The sequence below is a fragment of the Pseudomonas sp. NPDC087336 genome, from assembly GCF_044744285.1.
Taxonomy (GTDB): domain Bacteria; phylum Pseudomonadota; class Gammaproteobacteria; order Pseudomonadales; family Pseudomonadaceae; genus Aquipseudomonas.
The window spans coordinates 1-17,762 of the sequence record NZ_JBIUYA010000060.1 but is presented as its reverse complement, the minus strand read 5'-3'; the positions used below and the strand labels follow the sequence as shown (position 1 = coordinate 17,762).

19 protein-coding genes and 2 pseudogenes are annotated in these 17,762 nt (G+C 58.9%); 16 read left to right on the top strand and 5 right to left on the bottom strand.

Annotated elements, in window-relative coordinates; all coding sequences use genetic code 11:
* Positions 1 to 220: 220 nt before the first annotated feature.
* The 4 genes and pseudogenes from ACIO0C_RS30695 to ACIO0C_RS30680 form a co-directional block, all read left to right on the top strand.
* Positions 221 to 405, top strand: a pseudogene (locus tag ACIO0C_RS30695) (metal-sensing transcriptional repressor); the annotation flags it as partial.
* Between the two features lie 19 nt (positions 406 to 424).
* Complete coding sequence (gene dmeF, locus ACIO0C_RS30690; protein WP_401318198.1) at positions 425 to 1,366, top strand: CDF family Co(II)/Ni(II) efflux transporter DmeF; 942 nt, start codon at positions 425 to 427, stop codon at positions 1,364 to 1,366.
* 97 nt (positions 1,367 to 1,463) lie between these two features.
* Positions 1,464 to 1,832, top strand: coding sequence for a hypothetical protein (locus ACIO0C_RS30685; protein ID WP_401318196.1), 369 nt, complete (start codon positions 1,464 to 1,466; stop codon positions 1,830 to 1,832).
* Positions 1,833 to 1,834: 2 nt separating this feature from the next.
* Positions 1,835 to 2,026, top strand: a complete 192-nt coding sequence (locus ACIO0C_RS30680; protein ID WP_401318194.1) for a DUF1289 domain-containing protein — start codon at positions 1,835 to 1,837, stop codon at positions 2,024 to 2,026.
* 55 nt (positions 2,027 to 2,081) lie between these two features.
* On the opposite strand, the gene ACIO0C_RS30675 is transcribed toward ACIO0C_RS30680, so the two are convergent.
* A complete protein-coding gene (locus ACIO0C_RS30675; protein ID WP_401318191.1) occupies positions 2,082 to 4,208 on the bottom strand; it encodes a TonB-dependent siderophore receptor in 2,127 nt (708 codons plus the stop codon).
* Positions 4,209 to 4,610: 402 nt separating this feature from the next.
* Between ACIO0C_RS30675 and ACIO0C_RS30670 the strand changes: the two genes are divergently transcribed.
* Both ACIO0C_RS30670 and ACIO0C_RS30665 read left to right on the top strand, forming a co-directional pair.
* A complete protein-coding gene (locus ACIO0C_RS30670; RefSeq protein ID WP_401318189.1) occupies positions 4,611 to 5,066 on the top strand; it encodes a DUF4157 domain-containing protein in 456 nt (151 codons plus the stop codon).
* A gap of 131 nt (positions 5,067 to 5,197) precedes the next feature.
* On the top strand, positions 5,198 to 5,479 hold the full coding sequence (locus tag ACIO0C_RS30665) for a hypothetical protein (RefSeq protein WP_401318187.1): 282 nt from the start codon (positions 5,198 to 5,200) through the stop codon (positions 5,477 to 5,479).
* A 13-nt stretch (positions 5,480 to 5,492) separates the two neighbouring features.
* Here the strand turns inward: ACIO0C_RS30665 and ACIO0C_RS30660 are convergent, their stop codons facing one another.
* Positions 5,493 to 6,383, bottom strand: coding sequence for a LysR substrate-binding domain-containing protein (locus ACIO0C_RS30660; RefSeq protein WP_401318184.1), 891 nt, complete (start codon positions 6,381 to 6,383; stop codon positions 5,493 to 5,495).
* A gap of 326 nt (positions 6,384 to 6,709) precedes the next feature.
* Here ACIO0C_RS30660 and ACIO0C_RS30655 point away from each other — a divergent pair, with 326 nt between their 5' ends.
* Entirely contained in the window at positions 6,710 to 8,083 is a 1,374-nt protein-coding gene (locus ACIO0C_RS30655; protein WP_401318181.1) for an MFS family transporter, read from the top strand.
* A 148-nt stretch (positions 8,084 to 8,231) separates the two neighbouring features.
* On the opposite strand, the pseudogene ACIO0C_RS30650 reads toward ACIO0C_RS30655, so the two are convergent.
* The 3 genes and pseudogenes from ACIO0C_RS30650 to ACIO0C_RS30640 all read right to left on the bottom strand — a co-directional run.
* Positions 8,232 to 8,342: pseudogene (locus ACIO0C_RS30650) on the bottom strand (alanine:cation symporter family protein); the annotation flags it as partial.
* 174 nt (positions 8,343 to 8,516) lie between these two features.
* Complete coding sequence (locus ACIO0C_RS30645; protein ID WP_401318179.1) at positions 8,517 to 9,335, bottom strand: alpha/beta fold hydrolase; 819 nt, start codon at positions 9,333 to 9,335, stop codon at positions 8,517 to 8,519.
* Between the two features lie 155 nt (positions 9,336 to 9,490).
* The gene (locus ACIO0C_RS30640; RefSeq protein ID WP_401318176.1) at positions 9,491 to 10,384 is read right to left on the bottom strand and encodes a LysR family transcriptional regulator; all 894 of its coding nucleotides are present in this window, start codon (positions 10,382 to 10,384) and stop codon (positions 9,491 to 9,493) included.
* Between the two features lie 105 nt (positions 10,385 to 10,489).
* On the opposite strand from ACIO0C_RS30640, the gene ACIO0C_RS30635 reads away from it, so the two are divergent.
* From ACIO0C_RS30635 to ACIO0C_RS30595, 9 genes are all read left to right on the top strand, one after another.
* On the top strand, positions 10,490 to 11,158 hold the full coding sequence (locus ACIO0C_RS30635; protein ID WP_401318174.1) for an RraA family protein: 669 nt from the start codon (positions 10,490 to 10,492) through the stop codon (positions 11,156 to 11,158).
* Entirely contained in the window at positions 11,155 to 11,817 is a 663-nt protein-coding gene (locus tag ACIO0C_RS30630) for an RraA family protein (protein WP_401318172.1), read from the top strand. The genes ACIO0C_RS30635 and ACIO0C_RS30630 overlap by 4 nt, the downstream gene beginning before the upstream one ends.
* Complete coding sequence (locus ACIO0C_RS30625; protein WP_401318170.1) at positions 11,817 to 12,455, top strand: RraA family protein; 639 nt, start codon at positions 11,817 to 11,819, stop codon at positions 12,453 to 12,455. The genes ACIO0C_RS30630 and ACIO0C_RS30625 overlap by 1 nt, the downstream gene beginning before the upstream one ends.
* Entirely contained in the window at positions 12,452 to 13,666 is a 1,215-nt protein-coding gene (locus ACIO0C_RS30620) for a pyridoxal phosphate-dependent aminotransferase (RefSeq protein ID WP_401318168.1), read from the top strand. Before ACIO0C_RS30625 ends, ACIO0C_RS30620 begins: the two co-directional genes overlap by 4 nt.
* Positions 13,667 to 13,785: 119 nt before the next feature.
* Positions 13,786 to 14,325 (top strand): thiamine pyrophosphate-binding protein, encoded by a 540-nt coding sequence (locus ACIO0C_RS30615; protein WP_401318166.1) that lies wholly within the window; start codon positions 13,786 to 13,788, stop codon positions 14,323 to 14,325.
* A complete protein-coding gene (locus ACIO0C_RS30610; protein ID WP_401318164.1) occupies positions 14,313 to 14,909 on the top strand; it encodes a thiamine pyrophosphate-dependent enzyme in 597 nt (198 codons plus the stop codon). The genes ACIO0C_RS30615 and ACIO0C_RS30610 overlap by 13 nt, the downstream gene beginning before the upstream one ends.
* 66 nt (positions 14,910 to 14,975) lie before the next feature.
* Positions 14,976 to 16,139, top strand: a complete 1,164-nt coding sequence (locus ACIO0C_RS30605) for an acyl-CoA dehydrogenase family protein (RefSeq protein ID WP_401318162.1) — start codon at positions 14,976 to 14,978, stop codon at positions 16,137 to 16,139.
* A 20-nt stretch (positions 16,140 to 16,159) separates the two neighbouring features.
* Positions 16,160 to 17,362 carry a CaiB/BaiF CoA transferase family protein gene (locus ACIO0C_RS30600; protein WP_401318160.1) on the top strand — a complete coding sequence of 401 codons (1,203 nt, stop codon included), beginning with the start codon at positions 16,160 to 16,162 and terminating at the stop codon, positions 17,360 to 17,362.
* A 42-nt stretch (positions 17,363 to 17,404) separates the two neighbouring features.
* A partial coding sequence (locus ACIO0C_RS30595) for an electron transfer flavoprotein subunit beta/FixA family protein (RefSeq protein ID WP_401318157.1) occupies positions 17,405 to 17,762 on the top strand: 358 nt, incomplete at its 3' end.

Below are 17,762 nucleotides of genomic sequence, written 5' to 3'. Positions count from 1 at the left end.
GTTGCTTAAGTAACGTTCGGCGTCATCGAAGCCCTGCCGGGTATTTGTCTGGCGGGGCTTTTTGTTGGCTGGCTTTTTGTGTTGGCTGTGCGGGCCTCTTCGCGGGCAAGCCCGCGAAGGGGCCAGAACAGTCACTGCATAAACAACAGCCAATAATTATCGGCTTCCCCTGTGGTGCCGGTTGATCAGTGACTCAGGTACAACCTCATCGTCAAACGGATCGAATCTCGACTGCGCGAAAAAATGCATCCTGTCGCCGCCACACGTGGAGCTATTAATGGTTTGATGGAGGAAATCATTGAGGATCACGCCCGGGAACATGTAGCGAACCCTGCCCTCAGCGAAGATGAGCGCAACAAGGGTGTGCAAGAGCTACTTGAAGCCATTCGCCGCCACTCCCAGTGAAGTCAACGGGGACAAGCTCATGAGCAGCACAAACAGCAAAATCGATCATGTACACGACCACGTATTCCTTGGATCTGCGCACGAAGAAAATGCCAAACGCACGCTTTGGGTCGTGGCACTTACCCTGGTGATGATGGTGGGCGAAATAACCGCTGGCTATCTCACGGGCTCCATGGCGTTACTCGCCGATGGCTTTCACATGGCGACCCATGCCGGTGCATTGGGTATCGCGGCGGCGGCTTACGGATACGCGAAGCGCCACGCCTCGAGTAAGCGATACAGCTTTGGTACCGGAAAAGTCGGAGACCTGGGCGGGTTCGCATCGGCGCTCATTCTCGGCATGGTGTCCCTGGCAATCGGCGTAGAGTCAGTGATGCGGCTGTTGCAGCCAACAGCGGTTCAGTTCGGCACCGCCACGCTCATTGCGATTGTCGGCCTGATCGTCAACATCGTGAGTGCACTTCTGCTTGGCCACGGTCACAGTCACGACCACGACCACGACCACGACCACGACCACGATCATCATGGTCACGGACATCACGGCAATGATAACAACCTGCGTTCAGCCTACGCTCACGTCATCGCGGACGCGTTTACCTCCGTCCTGGCCATTGTGGCATTGCTCGCTGGCCGCTACCTCGGGTGGGTATGGCTGGATCCTGCAATGGGCATCGTGGGTGCCATTGTCATCGCGCGTTGGGCCTGGAGCTTGATGGGGGTGACCGCGAGCGTACTGCTGGATCAAACGGATGAGCACGTTGCAGGGGAAATCCGTGAGTTGGTTGAGAAGCCTGGCGATGCAACCATCACAGACTTGCATGTCTGGCGGGTTGGGCCGCAAGCGCATGCAGCTATCGTCAGCGTCATTGGCGAAGCCCCTGCAAGCACCGAAAGCATTCGTGAACGCCTGAAGCCTGTTCACGAAATCAGCCATCTGACTGTCGAGTTTCGATCGACCTGATTTCCATGACAAGGTTCTCCCATGAACTCTCGTCGCTACTGTCGCCCAATCCATCTGGTGCAGAGCGCCCCCACTTTCAGCTCCAAAGGAACCCGCCATGCCCTTGGGCAAACGTGAACTTGCACGGATCGAGCGCCGCTTGATAGCGACTCTTACCGACGCCTGCGAAACGGCAAAATCTGAAATCAAAGGCTTTACCTGGCTCACCCATACGGCTGACTTGAACGCGCTTGCACAAACGCTGAAGGTGACCTGGGTGTTCGAAACGCAGGCCGACAAAAAACTCGCCCAGGCTAACGCGAAAGTGCGGATTCTTGAGCTGACGGCCATTGCGCTGAACGCGGCAAACATCGATCTGGAGGCTTCGGATCACACTGTCCGATTCGACTCTGAAGAGGAGTGCCAACGCGCCCATGGCGGCGATTGGCACAAACGCCTGGCATCAAGCGCGACCAAGGGCCATTGACGATGGCGAAGGAAATCGAAAACCCCTGCATTGCCGTTTGCCAGCTGAGCGGCGATCTGTGCGTGAGCTGCGGGCGCAGCAAGGAAGACATCAAGAAGTGGAAACGCATGAAGCGGCCTGAAAAAATGGCCGCCGTGCAAAGGGCAAATATGCGTTTGAAAGGCCTGAAGAAGACCCAAGGCAAAGGGCCTTGACCCGTTCACTCACCCGCCCTGTAACGGGCGAGTGAACGTGCTACATCCCTTCGAGCTACAAGGTGTAGGAAATGCCGACCTGAACCGTCCTCGGCGCACCCGGGTAGGCATAGACGTTACCAAAGGCGCCTTCTTCATAATCTCGGTCGAACACGTTCTTCACATCGAGATTCAGCCGGACCTTGTCGTTGATCTGGTAGAAGCCGAGTAGATCGACAACGGTGTAGCTGCCCATCGAAAACGCCGTATTAGCTGTCTGCCCTGCACGCTCATCGACGTACTTGAGCCCTGTGCCCAGCCCCAGCCCCTTGAGCGTGCCATCCTGGAACTCGTAGACGTTGAGCAGGCTGAAGCTGTTCTTCGGAATGTTCATCAACCGGGTGCCCGACTCGATCACGTTGTCCTTGGTGACCTCGGCATCGACATAGGCATAGCCGCCAATCACCCGCCACTCGGGGGTTACATTGCCAGCCACGTTCAGGTCAAAGCCACGGCTGCGCACTTCGCCCGCCGCCACGCTGAAGGTCGAGTCCACGGGGTCGGTAGTCAGGACATTGCGTTTTTCAATCTGGTAGATCGCCGCGTCCACACTCAGCTGGCGATCCAGCGCTTCCCACTTGATACCCAGCTCATAGGACTTGCCCTTTTCCGGGTCAAAGCCGCCACCCTCGCGGCTGGCCCCGCTATTGGGTTTGAAAGAGCGTGCGGTATTGGCATAAACAGCCACGGTATCGGTCAGGTCATACAGCACGCCAAGACGCGGCGTCACCGCGTTGTCGCTCGCCTCCCAGCTCCTGCCACCCGGTACGAAGGTTTCGTAGTCATGCTCGAAACGCTCGAAACGCGCGCCCGCCAGGACTTTCAAGCGCTCGGTCAACGCCACCTGGTCCTGGACGAAGGCGGCGTAGGTCTTCAGGTTTTCCTTGTCGTTGGTCGGCGTGCGGGTCAGGGCTGGACGAGGCTGGCCATACACCGGGTTGAAGATATCGATCGGGTAGGCACTCACCGCGCCACTGGAGCGCTGGATGATCGACTTGTAGTCGTAATCTTCGTACTCGATACCGGTCAGCAAGGTGTGATCGAAACCGCCCACCGTGAAATGCCCGGTGAGGTTCAGTTGGGTGTCCTTGTCCGTCCACTCCAGCTTGCGGTAATTGAAGTTGCGCCCCAGGGTGCGTCCGTCGGCAGCGACGCCATTGGCTTCAACGGCGTTGCCCTGCAAGGTGCCATCGAGCCACTGGAAACCACCGCCCAAAGTCCAGTCGTCATTGAGCAAGTGCTCGAAACGCAGCTGGGCCATGTTGTTGTCGTTGTGCAACTTGCCGACGTCTTTCTCACCGAAGAACGTGTCGCGCGAGGCGGTGCCAATCTGATTCGGATAGCGCGTCAGGCCGCGATCCAGCGGATGATTGTTGCGCATGAAATCGCCTTCGAAGATCACCTTGGTGTCGTCGTTGGCCTGCCACGAAATAACCGGCGTCACGCCATAACGTTCGGTTTCCACGTGATCACGGAAGGTATCGCCGCCCTCGCCCACCACGTTCAGGCGATAGGCCAGGCGGCCCTCTTCGTCGAGCGGGCCGGAGGCGTCCAGCGTACCGCGCTTCATTCCCTGATCGTTTAGCTGGCTGCCCAGCGTAACGGTGCGTTCGGCCAGCGGTTGCTTGGAGACTACGTTGAACGTGCCGCCAGGATCGCCTCGGCCGTAAAGCGTGGTCGCCGGGCCGCGCAACACTTCAAGGCGCTCGATGGTGTTCGCATCCGGCATGTTCGGATAACCACGGTTGATCGGGAACCCGTTGCGATAGAACTCACCGGTGGTAAAGCCACGCACGGTGAAGGTGGTCAGCCCCTGGCCACCGAAATTATTGGCCCGCCCCACACCGCCGGCGTAATCGAGCGCGTCCTGCAACCTGGTTGCACTGATGTCCTCGACGACATCCTTGGGCACCACGCTGATGGACTGCGGGGTTTCGTGGATCGCCGTGTCGGTACGCGTTGCGCTGGCAGAACGGGTCGCACGGTAGCCGTCCACTGGCCCCGTGGCGGTTTCAAGGTCCGCGGTGCCAACGATGTCGGTCGCCTGCAACTCCAGGCCGGTTTTAGCGGTTGTCGCTTGCTCCGCCCAGGAGGAAGTGGAAAACGCCTGAAGCACACAGATAGACAGCAGGGTACGACGCATCTAGGAAGCCTTGAGAGAATAGCCAAATGGGACGGCATACATGCCAATAATTTCGCGGCGCATGGTATACCGTATCACCTGACTTTTGATAGGCGTTCTCATTCGTATTTCTCGGCATTGGCCTGAAAAAAACCTGGATCCAGGGAATCGAACGTCATTACAACGGTCGAACCCGTGGCAGGGCAACGGCGCGAAATGCTCCTGCCAAATAACCATTGCCTGCGGGAGACCCCTTTGTCAGCCGTCTTTCTCCGTCAAGTCTTGCGCTTGGCGATTCCACTCTTGTGCGTTGGCACTTCGTCTTCTGCTTTTGCCTGCCCGCAAGGACAGTACCAGGTGTGTGTGGTCGCCTGTTTTTGTGCGCCAGGCTCCAAAGAGGACACCGGGGAGCTCTTCGAAAACATGAACCAGATAGCGGCCGCTGGATTAAAGAACTGGATCGTTCAATCGCGCAACACCGCGGCAGCCGGCGATGTTCAAACCATCCCGCTGAACATCCGCGCCCAGCTTGAACCCTACTACGACCTCCAGGTGCTCGACTCGGCCCGCTACAAGGTCGGCGATGACGAAGAGCTGAACGCCGCCAACACCATGCTGCAGAACCCCGATGTCAATGCCGTCACCCTTGTCGACATCATCGTCTTTCGCTGCCAGGACGACGCGCTGAACAACGTCGCGCTGTGGGCCCATGAGTTGAAGCACGTGCAGCAGTACCAGCAATGGGGCGTCGCCGAGTTTGCCACTCGCTACACCCGTGACTACTCCGCCGTGGAGGCGCCCGCCTACGAGATTCAAACCCAGGTAGCCAAGGCGCTGAGAGCCAGCGTGGTACAGCCAGGGCTTCCTCGAGATCAGTGAATTCGATGGGTTGAGTCCACAACCAAAAGCTGCCAATGGATGGAGCGATGGAAAATGACAGCTAAGCTTCCTCCTACTGTTGGGCGGTCTATTTAGAGTCAGCCCCTTACAACAGCCTTGGAGAGGAGCCCATGAAACGCATCGTCATGCTCATCGCGATCTCTTTGCTTACCACCGCTTGCCAGAGCGATAACGGCGTCACCCGACTCGACAATTGTGTCTGCTATAAAACGGTCGAAGGACAGAAAACCCAGTCATCGCCCATGGCCTGGCAAGATCCCGAAACGGTGCGCGAACAATTCTCACATTGCGTTTGCCGAGCCTTGGTCGACCTTAAGAAGGCCGATGATCCCAATCAGTTTTTCGTGCCCGGCACACAAATAAAAACGGAAATGAAGGCGCCAGCAAAATAGGCTTCGTGGTCGCTCAGAGCATGTGCCCTGCCCAGATTTCGCGGCTGACCAGTTCGGCGGCGATCTCGATGAAGGCCTCTCCCACAAACTTTGCGGCCGGACTGACTCGCCTGTCCGCGGGAAACACCAGGACCAGTTTACGCATGGGAGTGGGATCTACCAAAGGCGCCGCACTGAGTACGCCCGATTCAATTTGCGGGTAAATCGATGCCAGGGGCAAAGCGGTCATGCCGAAGCCACTGCGAACGAGGTCGATCATCGCGCCGAAGGAATCCGCTTCAACGCTGGTGTTGAGCTTGATACCGACTTCACGCGCACAATTATCCAGAATCACCCGAAGACTGTGACGAGCGCTGGGCAACACCAATGGCTGCTCGCACAGGGACTCGAATGACACCGGTGTATCAAGGCGCAGGTTGGCGCTGGCGGGGCCGACCAACAGCAGGTTTTCCATCATCACCGGCACGATGCGCAGCGTATGCAAGGGTTGCGGATCATAAGAAATCGCCAGCTCCAATTCCCCACGCTGAACCCAATCGAGCAGATAACCGCTAAAGGCCGAGGAGAACCTGATAGCAAGATTCGGGTGCTCTTGCTTGATCTTGCGCACCAGGGGAACGGTGACAATTTGCGCGACCGTCGGCGTCGTACCGATCACCACCGTGCCGCGAAAAGAAGACTTCCCGCCCACCACCGAACTTCGAATGGACTCCATCTCTTCCATGATCCGGGTGGCATGCGCCAGGACTTCACGCCCGGCATCAGTAATCTCCATGCCTCGTCCATGCCGATCGAAAAGGTAGGTCCCCAGTTCTTTTTCCAACAGGCGAATTTGCCTGCTCAATGCCGGTTGGGCGATGTGCAGCCGGTCGGAGGCCTTGCTGAGACTGCCAAGCTCGGCCACATGAATCAGGGTCTTGAGTTGAACGACATCCATTTACCAGGCCAGTCAAAGTCGGGCTCGGCGCGAAGTGCGTCGAAAGTAGTTCCAGTGTAAACGCATTGGCGCGCCCTGAAATGCCACAGGAGCCACATCGCAGGGGGCGGTGCGGCTTTCGAGTGGCTGTATGCCCTGGCCCGCCGGGCCCGCAAGGCAAGCTATAGAATTTCGGTATATCAGTTAGGCCTGGCTGACGGCTTATTACCCTGGTCACTCTGGGGTAGCGTGCAATCAACGTCGAGGCCAGAAGCGCTCGACTACTACAAGAATAAGATTCGAGGGCTTGCGCCATGGCATCAACCAGCGATTCAACGCACCACACTGAAACGTGCGACCCGGTAAAAAGTCCGAACCGCGTCAGAGCCATCATGGGTGCCTGCTCGGGCAATCTGGTGGAGTGGTACGACTTTTTCATTTATGCCTACACCGCGATCTACTTTGCGGCTTCGTTTTTTCCCAAAGGCGACACCACCAGCCAGCTACTGGCAACCGCCGGGGTCTTCGCCGTCGGTTTTTTCATGCGTCCCCTGGGCGGCTGGATTTTCGGCTGGATCGCTGATACTCGCGGCCGGAAAGTGTCGATGATCATCTCGGTATTCATGATGTGCGCCGGCTCCCTGCTGATTGCCATCATGCCCACCTATGAAAGCATCGGTGTGGCTGCGCCGGTCATGCTCGTTGTCGCCAGGCTGATCCAGGGCCTGTCCGTAGGCGCGGAGTACGGCACCGGTGCCACCTACATCAGTGAAATCGCGACCCCGGGTCGTCGCTGTTTCTATGGCTCGTTCCAGTACTTCACCATCATTGCCGGGCAGCTCCTTGCCCTGATGACCGTGGTCATTCTTCAACAAACGCTGACCGGCGAGGAATTGCGCGAATGGGGTTGGAGAATTCCGTTCTTCATTGGCGCCTTAAGTTCCATCGTCGTGGTGTATCTGCGCCGCGCGATGCACGAAACCGCTACCAAAAAAGACATGAACCGCAAAGACGCCGGCTCGCTGCGCGGCCTGTTCAAACACAAACGCGCCGTGGCCCTGGTGGTGGCCTTTACCATTGGCGGTTCGCTTTACTTCTATACCTTTACCACCTACATGCAGAAGTTCCTGGTGATCTCTGCGGGGTTCAGTCCGGAAACGGTGAGCTTCATCATGACGGCCGCCCTGATCGGCTTCATGTTCTGCCAGCCAATCTTTGGGCTGCTCGCCGACCGTATCGGAATCAAGGCGCACATGCTGATGTTTTCCGGGTTGGCCATGCTGCTGGTGATCCCCCTGCTCTATTCTCTGCAATCGGTCAGCAGTCCCTTCACAGCGTTCCTGCTGGTATTTGGTGGCCTGGCTATCGCGTCGCTGTACACCCCGATTGCCGGGATCGTCAAAGCTGAACTGTTCCCGCCCGCGGTCCGCGCATTGGGTGTGGGCTTTCCGTATGCCGTCGGCAACGCGGCGTTCGGTGGTACCGCCGAATACGTCGCCCTGTCGCTTCGCTCGCAAGGTATCGAGGAGTATTTTTTCTTCTACGTCGCAGCCGTGGTCAGCATCACGTTCATCGCAGCGATGCTGATGCCTAACCTGTCCCGCCATGGCTACATCAGCGGCTCGGGTGAGATCGAAGAGCGCACCGGATTGAGGGGTTGCCTCAAATCCCAGCCTGCGAGGATCTGAGGCACTGACGATTACGGTGATTTTCCAAAAGGGCCCATGATGATCCATGGGCCCTTTTTCATATCATCGGGTAGCGGATACCGATGCCACTTGTGATGAATGCTCCTGGTGAACCTTGGTGACCTTTCCCGGCTCGGCCAAGCCTGCAAAACACCGCCCCTGGACCACCCAGCGTGACCGCCAACCCGACACCGGCAATATTGCCCGCGCCTACGCGACCGGCCAGGCTCAGCATCAATGCCTGGAACGAGCTGATCTGGCCGGCACTCTTTTGCACGCTATCGCGGAAAGCACACGAATTTCAGGCACGCACGCGCCTGCACACATCGTCGCCCAAAAGCGGCAGAAGTGACTGAATCAGTTCTTGAATTTCAACGTTGTGGCCTGACTGGGCTCCCATGAACAATCAGGAAGCCCTCAAGGACGACCGGACTTAACCGGTAAAGCTGCTCGACTGGAAATCAGCGATCTGCTGCCACATCGCGATCGGGTTGGAATACATCGGGAAATGCCCACAATCAGGAATGGGGGCCAAACGGACACCTTCGGCCTGGATATGTGCCAAGTAGGACAACGACGCGTTCTGCTCGCCGTACATGAACATTCGCGGACACTTCAGCCCGAGGAACTTGCCCATCAGACCGGCATTGTCGGAAAGGTCGACCATCGACTGGAAAATCCCCCGCACCGCACCGGCACGCACCTTGTGCCGCAAGCTCGCCGAATAGAGGGCACTGGCATAGGCCGGGGCATGCCGGGCTCGTTCGATGAATGCAGTGAAAAACGCTTCGGGATCGTTGTTCGGATAGTCGACAATCTGCCGGCTGAGAAAACAGTCTTCCGGGGCGATATTGCCTTCGATATCGACGAAGCTGAGTACTCGGTCCGGAAACTGATGCGCCAACATCAACGCAGTCAGACCACCCATGGAGTGGCCGACCAGATGAAAGCGCTCGATGCCGAAATGCGCCAGCACCTGTAATGCTGTCTGCAGCAGAAAGGGAATGGAAATCCTGGCGAGGTCATCACACTGGCTTTCCCCACAACCCGGTGCGTCGTAAGCCAGGAAAGGGTGGCCGGCGAACGCGGGCTGCTGCTCGATGTCGGCATAGTCCTCCTTGGTCGAACCAAAACCATGCAGGAACACGATCGGCGCGCGGACTCCACCGCGATGGATGGCGGCCACGTTCAACTGGACACCCTCCACCGTCAGGGGGACTTGCACGTGAGTGAACGTTTCTGGTGAAGGCACGTGATTGACTCCTAGAGTGAAAAGTTAGCGCCGGACCAGGTGTGACGGCAGCCAGGCGTGCAATTTCAAGGGAATCGTATGTTCTGTAAATTCCTAATTGGGGAACGCTTTCATACGTAAAACCTATCAACCGATGAGCGCATCCATTGGCCGACTCATGTCTTGGTACGGAGACGATCAACCACTTCCTCCACCAGCGGATTAGGCCGATCCGCATTCCAGGCCATCGCAGTGGTCACTACATTCAGCTTCTGGCTAAGCGCTCGAAACACAACATTGGCCGGAGCCATTTTTTTCAGCGATGCCGGCACCAGTGCGATGCCTTGTCCGTAGCTGACAAAGGCGATTTGCGAGGCAACAGAGCGCACTTCATGCAACACCCGAGGGGAAAAACCACTGGCCCGGCAGGTCGCGATCAGGTTGTCGAAATAGACCGGACTGACCGTTCGGGAAAACATCACCAAGGGCTCGTTGGCCAGACTGGACAAACTGATTCGCGTGCGCGAAGCCAAGGGATGGTCACTGGGCAGCGCCACCACCAGGCGATCCTCCAACAGTGGCAGTGACTTGATCGAGACGCCCAAATCACCATCCAGGCGGGCGAACGCCAAGTCGATATCCCCGGCTTCCAGTGCTGGAACGGCTTCGACACTGTCGATTTCCCGCACGGACACGGTGAGGTGCGGATAGTCGTTCTTCAGTTGCTCGATCAGCCCCGGCAACACATCGAACATGGCCGTGGAAATCGCACCAATGGTCAGCATCCCCGACTGCCCCGCCACCGCCTCCTCCACGGCAAGTTCCAGGCGTTCAAGTTGATCGGCGAACTTACGCACGGCCGGCAGAATCGCGGCCCCCACCGGCGTCAACTTTGCACCACGTCGCGAGCGATCAAACAACTTGACCTTGAGCGCTTGCTCCAACACCTGAATCTGCTCGCTCAACGGCGGCTGGGACATTCCCAGGCGCTTGGCCGCACGGCCAAAGTTCTGCTCTTCGGCAACCGCCAGGAACAACCAGAGATGACGAATCAGACGGAAATTGATCATGATGAATCCATAGGTTTATCGTATCTAATGCTTCTGTGATTAGTAATATACCTATCAAATTGTCTCACTGACACTGGGCGCCTCCGTCACTACTGGGGCTATCCCATGATCAATAAAAGTTTGCTCGATCGCTTGGCGGCGCTGGATACCAACACGGTCTCCGATGCGCTCGACTTCCTCGGCCTGCCGGGTGCCACTGTGGGGCTGCGCCCACTGTGGAACTGCCCAAAGATCGTCGGCCGCGCCAGTACGGTGCTGTTGGCGCCAAAATCCGACAACGTCCCCACTGTGCATCTGATTACCCCCGTGGTGGAGCAGATTGACAGCGATGATCGTGTGCTGGTGATCGCAGGTGGAATCGAAGGCATCTCCTGCTGGGGCGATATCCTCGCCAATGCTGCGGCCGGCAAGAAAGTGCGCGGCACGGTGATCGACGGCTTCAGCCGCGACATCGACGGCAGTGAGTCAATTGGCTACCCGGTTTACGGGCGCGGCGTGACCATGATCAGCGCCCGCAATCGTGTGGTGCAGATCGATGCTGGCGTGACGATCGAAGTCGCCGGCGTCGGTGTCAGCGAGAACGACTATGTCATCGCCGATACCTGCGGCACCGTATTCGTGCCCTCAGCCTATATCGAAAAAGTGGTCGAGCTTGGCGAGCGCATTGCGCTTCGCCAGGACGGCATGGTCAAGGCTGTCCGCAACGGCCGCTCGGTAGCCGACGTGATGCATGACACCCAATTCGAAGCGATCCACGTGGAGTACGCCCGATGAACATTGAAGACAACGAACTGGTCGCCTTGTTCGAAGGCCTGGACACCCCGGGCGTCTCTGACGCAATGGACAAACTCGACCTGCCCGGCCAATGCCTCGGCGTGACACCGCTGGACAACTACAGCAAGGTCATCGTCGGACCCGCATTCACCGTGCAGTACGTCACGGCCAGCGTGCCTCCTGGCACCGTGGGCGACTTCATCGAAGACGTGGCGCCTGGCGATGTAGTGGTCATCGACAACGGTGGCCGCACCGACTGTACCGTCTGGGGTGACATCATGACCCAGTACGCCGGTACCCGGCAGATCGCGGCAACCGTCATCGACGGTGTCTGCCGTGATGTGAACAAAGCGCTGGGCGATGGCTACCCGATCTTCAGCAAAGGCCGCTTCATGCGAACCGGCAAAGACCGTGTGCAGGTTCAGTCTGTCAACCAACCGGTGTCCATCGGTACGGCCCGGGTCTGCTCCCGGGACATCGTGGTCGCTGACGCCAATGGCGTGGTAATCGTCCCCCGAGCCCGCGCCCGTGAGGTCGCGACGGTTGCCCGACAGATCGAATCGGTAGAAGCCGACATCCGTACCCTGATCGCCCAAGGTAAAACCCTCAAGCAAGCCAGGGCCGCATTGGGTTACCACAATCTGCAGAGGAAATCCTGATGACCACGCTCCCCTTCCCGCTGGACTTTCACGCGCGCGCAAAAGTACTGGGCAGCTCGACGTTGTATGAAGCGTCGCATCTGCCTTGTGCAGTCGACAGTGCGATCCGCCCGATCTGGGACGGTGCTTTCATCGCTGCCCCCGCCTATCCCCTGGAATGCTCGCCGGGTGACAACCTCGCCCTGCACCTGGCCATGGAGCGAGCGCCCCGTGGCAGCGTATTGGTTGTCGGCACCGGTAGCTTTATCGCCGGTTACTGGGGCGAAGTGCTCACCGTAGCGGCTCAAGCAGCTGGCGTGGTTGGCTTGGTGATCGATGGCGGCGTACGGGATATAGCCGCCATGAAGAAACGCCGGTTTCCGGTCTTTGCTCGCGGAGTTTCAGTGAAAGGCACCGTCAAGACAAGTGCGCCCTCGGTGGGGCAACCCTTTAATTTCAACGGTGCTTTAGTCGCTCAGGGCGATCTGGTGGTGGCCGACGATGACGGCGTGATCATCGTTCCAAAAGCGGATGTGGCACGCACGCTGGCCGAAGGCGAGGCGCGCGCAAACAAGGAGGCGCAGATGATGCAGGCATTGAGCGAAGGCCGCTCGACACTGGAACTGATGAACCTGACTGAGTGGAGAAGTCGAGCATGAGCGCTGATATCCAACGACTGAATCAACGCCTGGCCAGTGCACAGCCATCGGCGACTTATCGGATCATGGACCGTGTCACGGAACGTCGGGCGCAAGGCGCGAAGATCATTTCACTGTGTGCCGGCGAGCCTGATTTCGATACCCCCCGGCATGTTCGCGAAGCTGCTGTCGCCGCTATCGAGCAGGGTCATACCCGCTACACCCAGGTTGCCGGTGTACGTTCATTGCGAGAAGCAGTGGCCGCCAAGTTCCGCCGCGAGAATGGGCTGGACGTCTCCTGGCAAGACACCCTCGTCTGTAACGGTGGCAAGCAGGTGATCTACAACGCCCTGGCCGCGACCCTCAATCAAGGGGACCAGGTCATCGTACCGGCGCCGTATTGGGTCAGTTATCCGCAGATGGTCCAACTGTGCGGTGGTGAAGCCCGAATCGTTACTTGCGATGCCGACAGCGATTTCAAGCTCACGCCTTCGGCGCTGGCTGCGGTGATCACACCACACACCCGCTGGCTGATCCTCAACTCGCCGTCCAATCCGACCGGTGCGGTGTACAGCCGGGAAGAACTGCTTGCCTTGGCACAGGTGTTGTTGGCTCATCCCCATGTACTGATTCTGGCTGATGATATCTACGAGCATCTGATCTTCGACGATCAAGAGTTCCATACCCTGGCCCAGGTTGAACCGCGGCTGGCACCGCGAACCTTGACCATGAACGGTGTGTCCAAGGCCTATGCCATGACCGGTTGGCGCATCGGTTTCGCTACGGGACCACGCTGGCTGCTGCAGGCGATGGAAAAGCTGCAAGGCCAGCAAACCTCGGGGGCATGTTCCATCTCACAACAGGCCGCCCTCGCCGCACTGCAAGGGCCGAAGGACTTCATCCATGAAAGTCGCGCGGCATTCCAGCGTCGTCGCGATTTGATGGTGGCGTTGCTGAACGCCACACCGGGTCTTGAATGTGTCAGTCCGGCAGGCGCTTTTTACGCGTTCGCTTGCTGCGCCGGATTGATCGGCCGTACCTCTGCAGGTGGTCGAGTACTGCACACCGACGAAGACGTTGCCCATGCGCTACTCGATGAAGCGGATGTGGCCGTGGTGCATGGCAGTGCCTTCGGCCTGGGTCCTTACATTCGGATTGCCTATGCCTTGGATGAAGATTCATTGCGCCAGGCCTGCGAGAGGATTCGCCTGTTCTGCAGCGCCGTGCGGTAATCGGGCGCGCAGCTATACCAAACGGGCATATCTCAAAGACAAAAACGGTAGTCGCAGTTCAGTTCCACCACTCCCAGAATGTGTGAAAACACAAAAGCAGCACTGCTTGGGAGATGGGCATGTCAACAGAAGCTGAACACACCGTGGGACAGGATTGGCAGGAGGACGTGTTCCGCGTACTCAAGGCCCACGACGTCAAACACGTGGTCTTCGTACCGGATGCCGGCCATTCGGCGGCCATTCGTATGTCTTATGCGGATCCGGACATCAAGGCCGTCGTCCTCACCACTGAGGAAGAAGGCATCGGCTACCTTGCCGGCGCCTGGCTGGGTGGCGAACGCGGCGCTCTGCTGATGCAGTCCAGCGGCGTCGGTAACTGCATCAACACACTGGCCCTGCAAGTCTGCGCCGGCTTCCCGCTGCTGATGGTCGTCACCATGCGTGGCGACTGGGCCGAATTCAACGCGTGGCAGAACCCTATGGGCCAGGCCACCGAAGCCTCCTTGAACCTGATGAAGGTCATGACCTGGCGCGCGGACGTGCCGCAAGACGTCGCGCCCCTCCTGCACGGTGCCGCCACCATGGCATTCAACGGCGATAGCGCCACTGCCCTGCTGCTCGGCCAGCGCCTGATTGGAGAAAAGAAATGGGTCAAGTAAGCGCAAACCACACCCTGTGCCGCCGCGAAGTGGTGAAAACCCTCCTGGCCGACCGCAAGGACGTGCTGGTCGTGACCGGTCTGGGCTCGGCGTCCTATGACGTCATGGCCGCGGGTGACAATGACCTGAATTATTACCTCTGGGCCGCCATGGGCAGTGCCATTACGGTTGGCCTTGGCCTGGCCAATGCCCAGCCTGACAAGACGGTTGTCGTCGTCACCGGTGACGGTGAATTGCTCATGGGCTTCGGCGCACTGGCCACCGTCGCCCTGCAAAAACCCGCCAACCTGACCATCGCGGTGTTGGACAACGGTCACTTTGGCGAGACCGGCATGCAGGTTAGCCATGCCGGCTTTGGTATTTCCCTGGACCAGGTGGCGAAAACCTGCGGCTTCAGCTGGACCGACGAAATCCGTGACATGGCAGGCGTGCACGATCTGCGGGAGCGCTTCGCCACGCGCGATGGCGTCAAGCTCGCGACCATCAAGATCAAGGCCCAAAACCCGCCACGGGTGCTGCCACCGCGTGATGGTCACTACATCAAGAATCGCTTTCGTGCTGCGCTGGGTTTCAACCCGACCTGACCTTTCCATGCCCGTACCCGCTCACGCAGGGCCGCCGCCATGCGTGATGCGCTGAGGAGAATAATAATGACTGACCGCAACGCTGACGAACTCAATGCCATCCGCGAGGGTGTACGCGCTCTTTGCGCCGAATTCGATGCCGCTTACTGGCGCAGGATTGACGAAGAAAAAGGCTTCCCGGAAACCTTCGTCAAGGCGCTGACCGACGCTGGTTGGCTGGCAGCGATGATCCCGACCGAATACGGCGGATCGGGCCTGGGACTGGCCGAGGCCTCGGTGATCCTCGAAGAAGTGAATCGCTGCGGCGGCAACTCCGGCACCGTTCACGGGCAGATGTACAACATGTTCACCCTGCTGCGACACGGCAGCGAGGCGCAGAAAAGCTACTACCTGCCGAAACTGGCCAACGGCGAATTGCGTTTGCAATCGATGGCCGTGACCGAGCCGACTACCGGCACCGACACCACCAAGATCAAGACCACGGCAGTCAAACGCGGCGACAAATACGTGATCAACGGGCAGAAGGTATGGATCTCACGCGTCCAGCATTCCGACCTGATGATCCTGCTGGCGCGTACCACTCCCTTGGCCGACGTGAAGAAAAAGTCCGAAGGCATGTCGATCTTTCTTGTCGACCTGCGCGAGGCCATCGGTAACGGCCTGACCGTGCAACCGATCGCCAACATGGTCAACCACGAGACCAACGAGCTGTTCTTCGACAACCTGGAAATCCCCGCGGACAGCCTCATCGGCGAGGAAGGCAAGGGCTTCAGGTACATCCTCGACGGCCTGAACGCCGAGCGCACCTTGATCGCCGCCGAATGCATTGGCGACGGTCGCTGGTTCATCGAAAAAGCCAGCGCGTACGCCCGTGATCGCGTGGTCTTCGGCCGCCCGATCGGGCAGAACCAGGGCGTGCAGTTCCCCATCGCCGAAGCCCACGTGGAAATCGAAGCGGCGGACCTGATGCGCTGGCGTGCCTGCGAGGAATATGACAACGGCATCAACGCCGGTGCCAGCGCCAACATGGCCAAGTACCTGGCGGCCAAGGCCTCCTGGGAGGCTGCCAACGCTTGCCTGCAAACCCACGGCGGATTCGGTTTTGCCTGCGAATACGACGTCGAGCGCAAGTTCCGCGAAACCCGCCTGTATCAGGTCGCCCCCATTTCCACCAACCTGATCCTCTCGTACGTCGCCGAACACCTGCTTGAGCTGCCGCGCTCTTTCTAACAACAAGAGAGATAAAAATAATGAGCCAGCCCAACCGCCCCCGTCCCCTAGATGGCCTGACCGTCGTCAGCCTCGAACATGCCATTGCCGCGCCCTTCTGTACCCGACAACTGGCTGACCTCGGCGCTCGGGTGATCAAGGTCGAACGACCAGGCACAGGCGATTTCGCCCGAGGCTACGACCAGCGCGTCAACGGCCTGGCCTCGCACTTCGTGTGGACCAATCGTTCGAAAGAAAGCCTGACCCTCGACCTCAAGCAGGATTGTGCCACCGAGGTGCTGGACAGTTTGCTGGCCAGCGCCGATGTCCTGGTGCAGAACCTGGCGCCCGGTGCTGCGGCTCGGATGGGACTGTCATTCGAAGCTTTGCATCAGCGATTTGCGCGCCTGATCGTCTGCGACATTTCAGGCTATGGCGCCGGTGGCCCTTATGAGAAGAAGAAAGCCTACGACCTGCTGATCCAGAGTGAAGGGGGTTTTCTGTCGGTCACCGGCGGCCAGGGCGAGGAAGACATGGCCAAGGCCGGATGTTCGATTGCCGATATTGCCGCCGGCATGTACGCCTACACCGGCATCCTGTCTGCGCTGTTGTTGCGCGAACGCACCGGTGAAGGCAGCCACCTCGATGTGTCCATGCTCGAAAGCCTGGTCGAGTGGATGAACTACCCGATGTACTACGCCTACGACAGAGCGCCTGCGCCCCCTCGTGCCGGCGCTGCGCACGCGACCATTTATCCCTACGGTCCCTTCCCCGTCGGTGACGGCACCACCGTGATGCTCGGGTTGCAGAACGAGCGGGAATGGCAGCAGTTTTGCGAGAAGGTACTGGTTACACCGGAGCTGGCCAAAGACCCGCGCTTCTCGGCTAACTTCAAACGCGTCGAGAACCGCAACGCGCTACGGGAACTGATCGTTGCAGCGTTCTCCACGCTCAGCTTCGATGCGGTGATCGATCGCCTGGACCAGGCGCAAATCGCCAACGCCCGGGTCAACGACATGCAAGGTGTCTGGGATCATCCGCAACTTCAGGCCCGTGATCGTTGGCGAGAAGTCGAAACCTCTGCCGGCTCCATTCCCAGCCTGATCCCGCCCGGCAGCAACAGCGCATTCGAACCTCGTATGGATGCCGTGCCGGGACTTGGCCAACATACCGAACAGCTGCTCACGGAATTGGGGCTGGGGGCAGATCGCATTGAAGCAATGCGTGCCGCCGGGGCTATCTGACTGCACTGCAACGATCAACGTTTTTCGAGAGAACACTGCCCAATGAAAATCCTGGTAGCCATCAAACGCGTGGTCGACTACAACGTGAAAGTCCGCGTCAAGGCGGACCATTCCGGCGTCGATCTTGCCAACGTCAAGATGTCGATGAACCCGTTCTGCGAAATTGCCGTGGAAGAAGCCGTACGCCTCAAGGAGCAAGGTATCGCTACTGAGGTTGTGGCGGTCTCCGTCGGCCCGTCCACCGCTCAAGAGCAACTGCGCACCGCGCTGGCTCTGGGTGCCGACCGCGCCATCCTCGTAGAAATCGCCGAAGACCTGACTTCCCTGGCCGTTGCCAAGCTGCTCAAGGCTGTTGTCGACAAGGAACAGCCTCAGCTGGTGATCCTTGGCAAACAAGCCA

Bases quoted from the DNA above. Each gene is read 5' to 3' on its own strand.
- dmeF (WP_401318198.1), top strand. From the start codon at position 425: ATGAGCAGCACAAACAGCAAAATCGATCATGTACACGACCACGTATTC.
- ACIO0C_RS30685 (WP_401318196.1), top strand. From the start codon at position 1,464: ATGCCCTTGGGCAAACGTGAACTTGCACGGATCGAGCGCCGCTTGATA.
- ACIO0C_RS30680 (WP_401318194.1), top strand. From the start codon at position 1,835: ATGGCGAAGGAAATCGAAAACCCCTGCATTGCCGTTTGCCAGCTGAGC.
- ACIO0C_RS30675 (WP_401318191.1), bottom strand. From the start codon at position 4,208: ATGCGTCGTACCCTGCTGTCTATCTGTGTGCTTCAGGCGTTTTCCACT.
- ACIO0C_RS30670 (WP_401318189.1), top strand. From the start codon at position 4,611: ATGAACCAGATAGCGGCCGCTGGATTAAAGAACTGGATCGTTCAATCG.
- ACIO0C_RS30665 (WP_401318187.1), top strand. From the start codon at position 5,198: ATGAAACGCATCGTCATGCTCATCGCGATCTCTTTGCTTACCACCGCT.
- ACIO0C_RS30655 (WP_401318181.1), top strand. From the start codon at position 6,710: ATGGCATCAACCAGCGATTCAACGCACCACACTGAAACGTGCGACCCG.
- ACIO0C_RS30640 (WP_401318176.1), bottom strand. From the start codon at position 10,384: ATGATCAATTTCCGTCTGATTCGTCATCTCTGGTTGTTCCTGGCGGTT.
- ACIO0C_RS30635 (WP_401318174.1), top strand. From the start codon at position 10,490: ATGATCAATAAAAGTTTGCTCGATCGCTTGGCGGCGCTGGATACCAAC.
- ACIO0C_RS30630 (WP_401318172.1), top strand. From the start codon at position 11,155: ATGAACATTGAAGACAACGAACTGGTCGCCTTGTTCGAAGGCCTGGAC.
- ACIO0C_RS30625 (WP_401318170.1), top strand. From the start codon at position 11,817: ATGACCACGCTCCCCTTCCCGCTGGACTTTCACGCGCGCGCAAAAGTA.
- ACIO0C_RS30620 (WP_401318168.1), top strand. From the start codon at position 12,452: ATGAGCGCTGATATCCAACGACTGAATCAACGCCTGGCCAGTGCACAG.
- ACIO0C_RS30615 (WP_401318166.1), top strand. From the start codon at position 13,786: ATGTCAACAGAAGCTGAACACACCGTGGGACAGGATTGGCAGGAGGAC.
- ACIO0C_RS30610 (WP_401318164.1), top strand. From the start codon at position 14,313: ATGGGTCAAGTAAGCGCAAACCACACCCTGTGCCGCCGCGAAGTGGTG.
- ACIO0C_RS30605 (WP_401318162.1), top strand. From the start codon at position 14,976: ATGACTGACCGCAACGCTGACGAACTCAATGCCATCCGCGAGGGTGTA.
- ACIO0C_RS30600 (WP_401318160.1), top strand. From the start codon at position 16,160: ATGAGCCAGCCCAACCGCCCCCGTCCCCTAGATGGCCTGACCGTCGTC.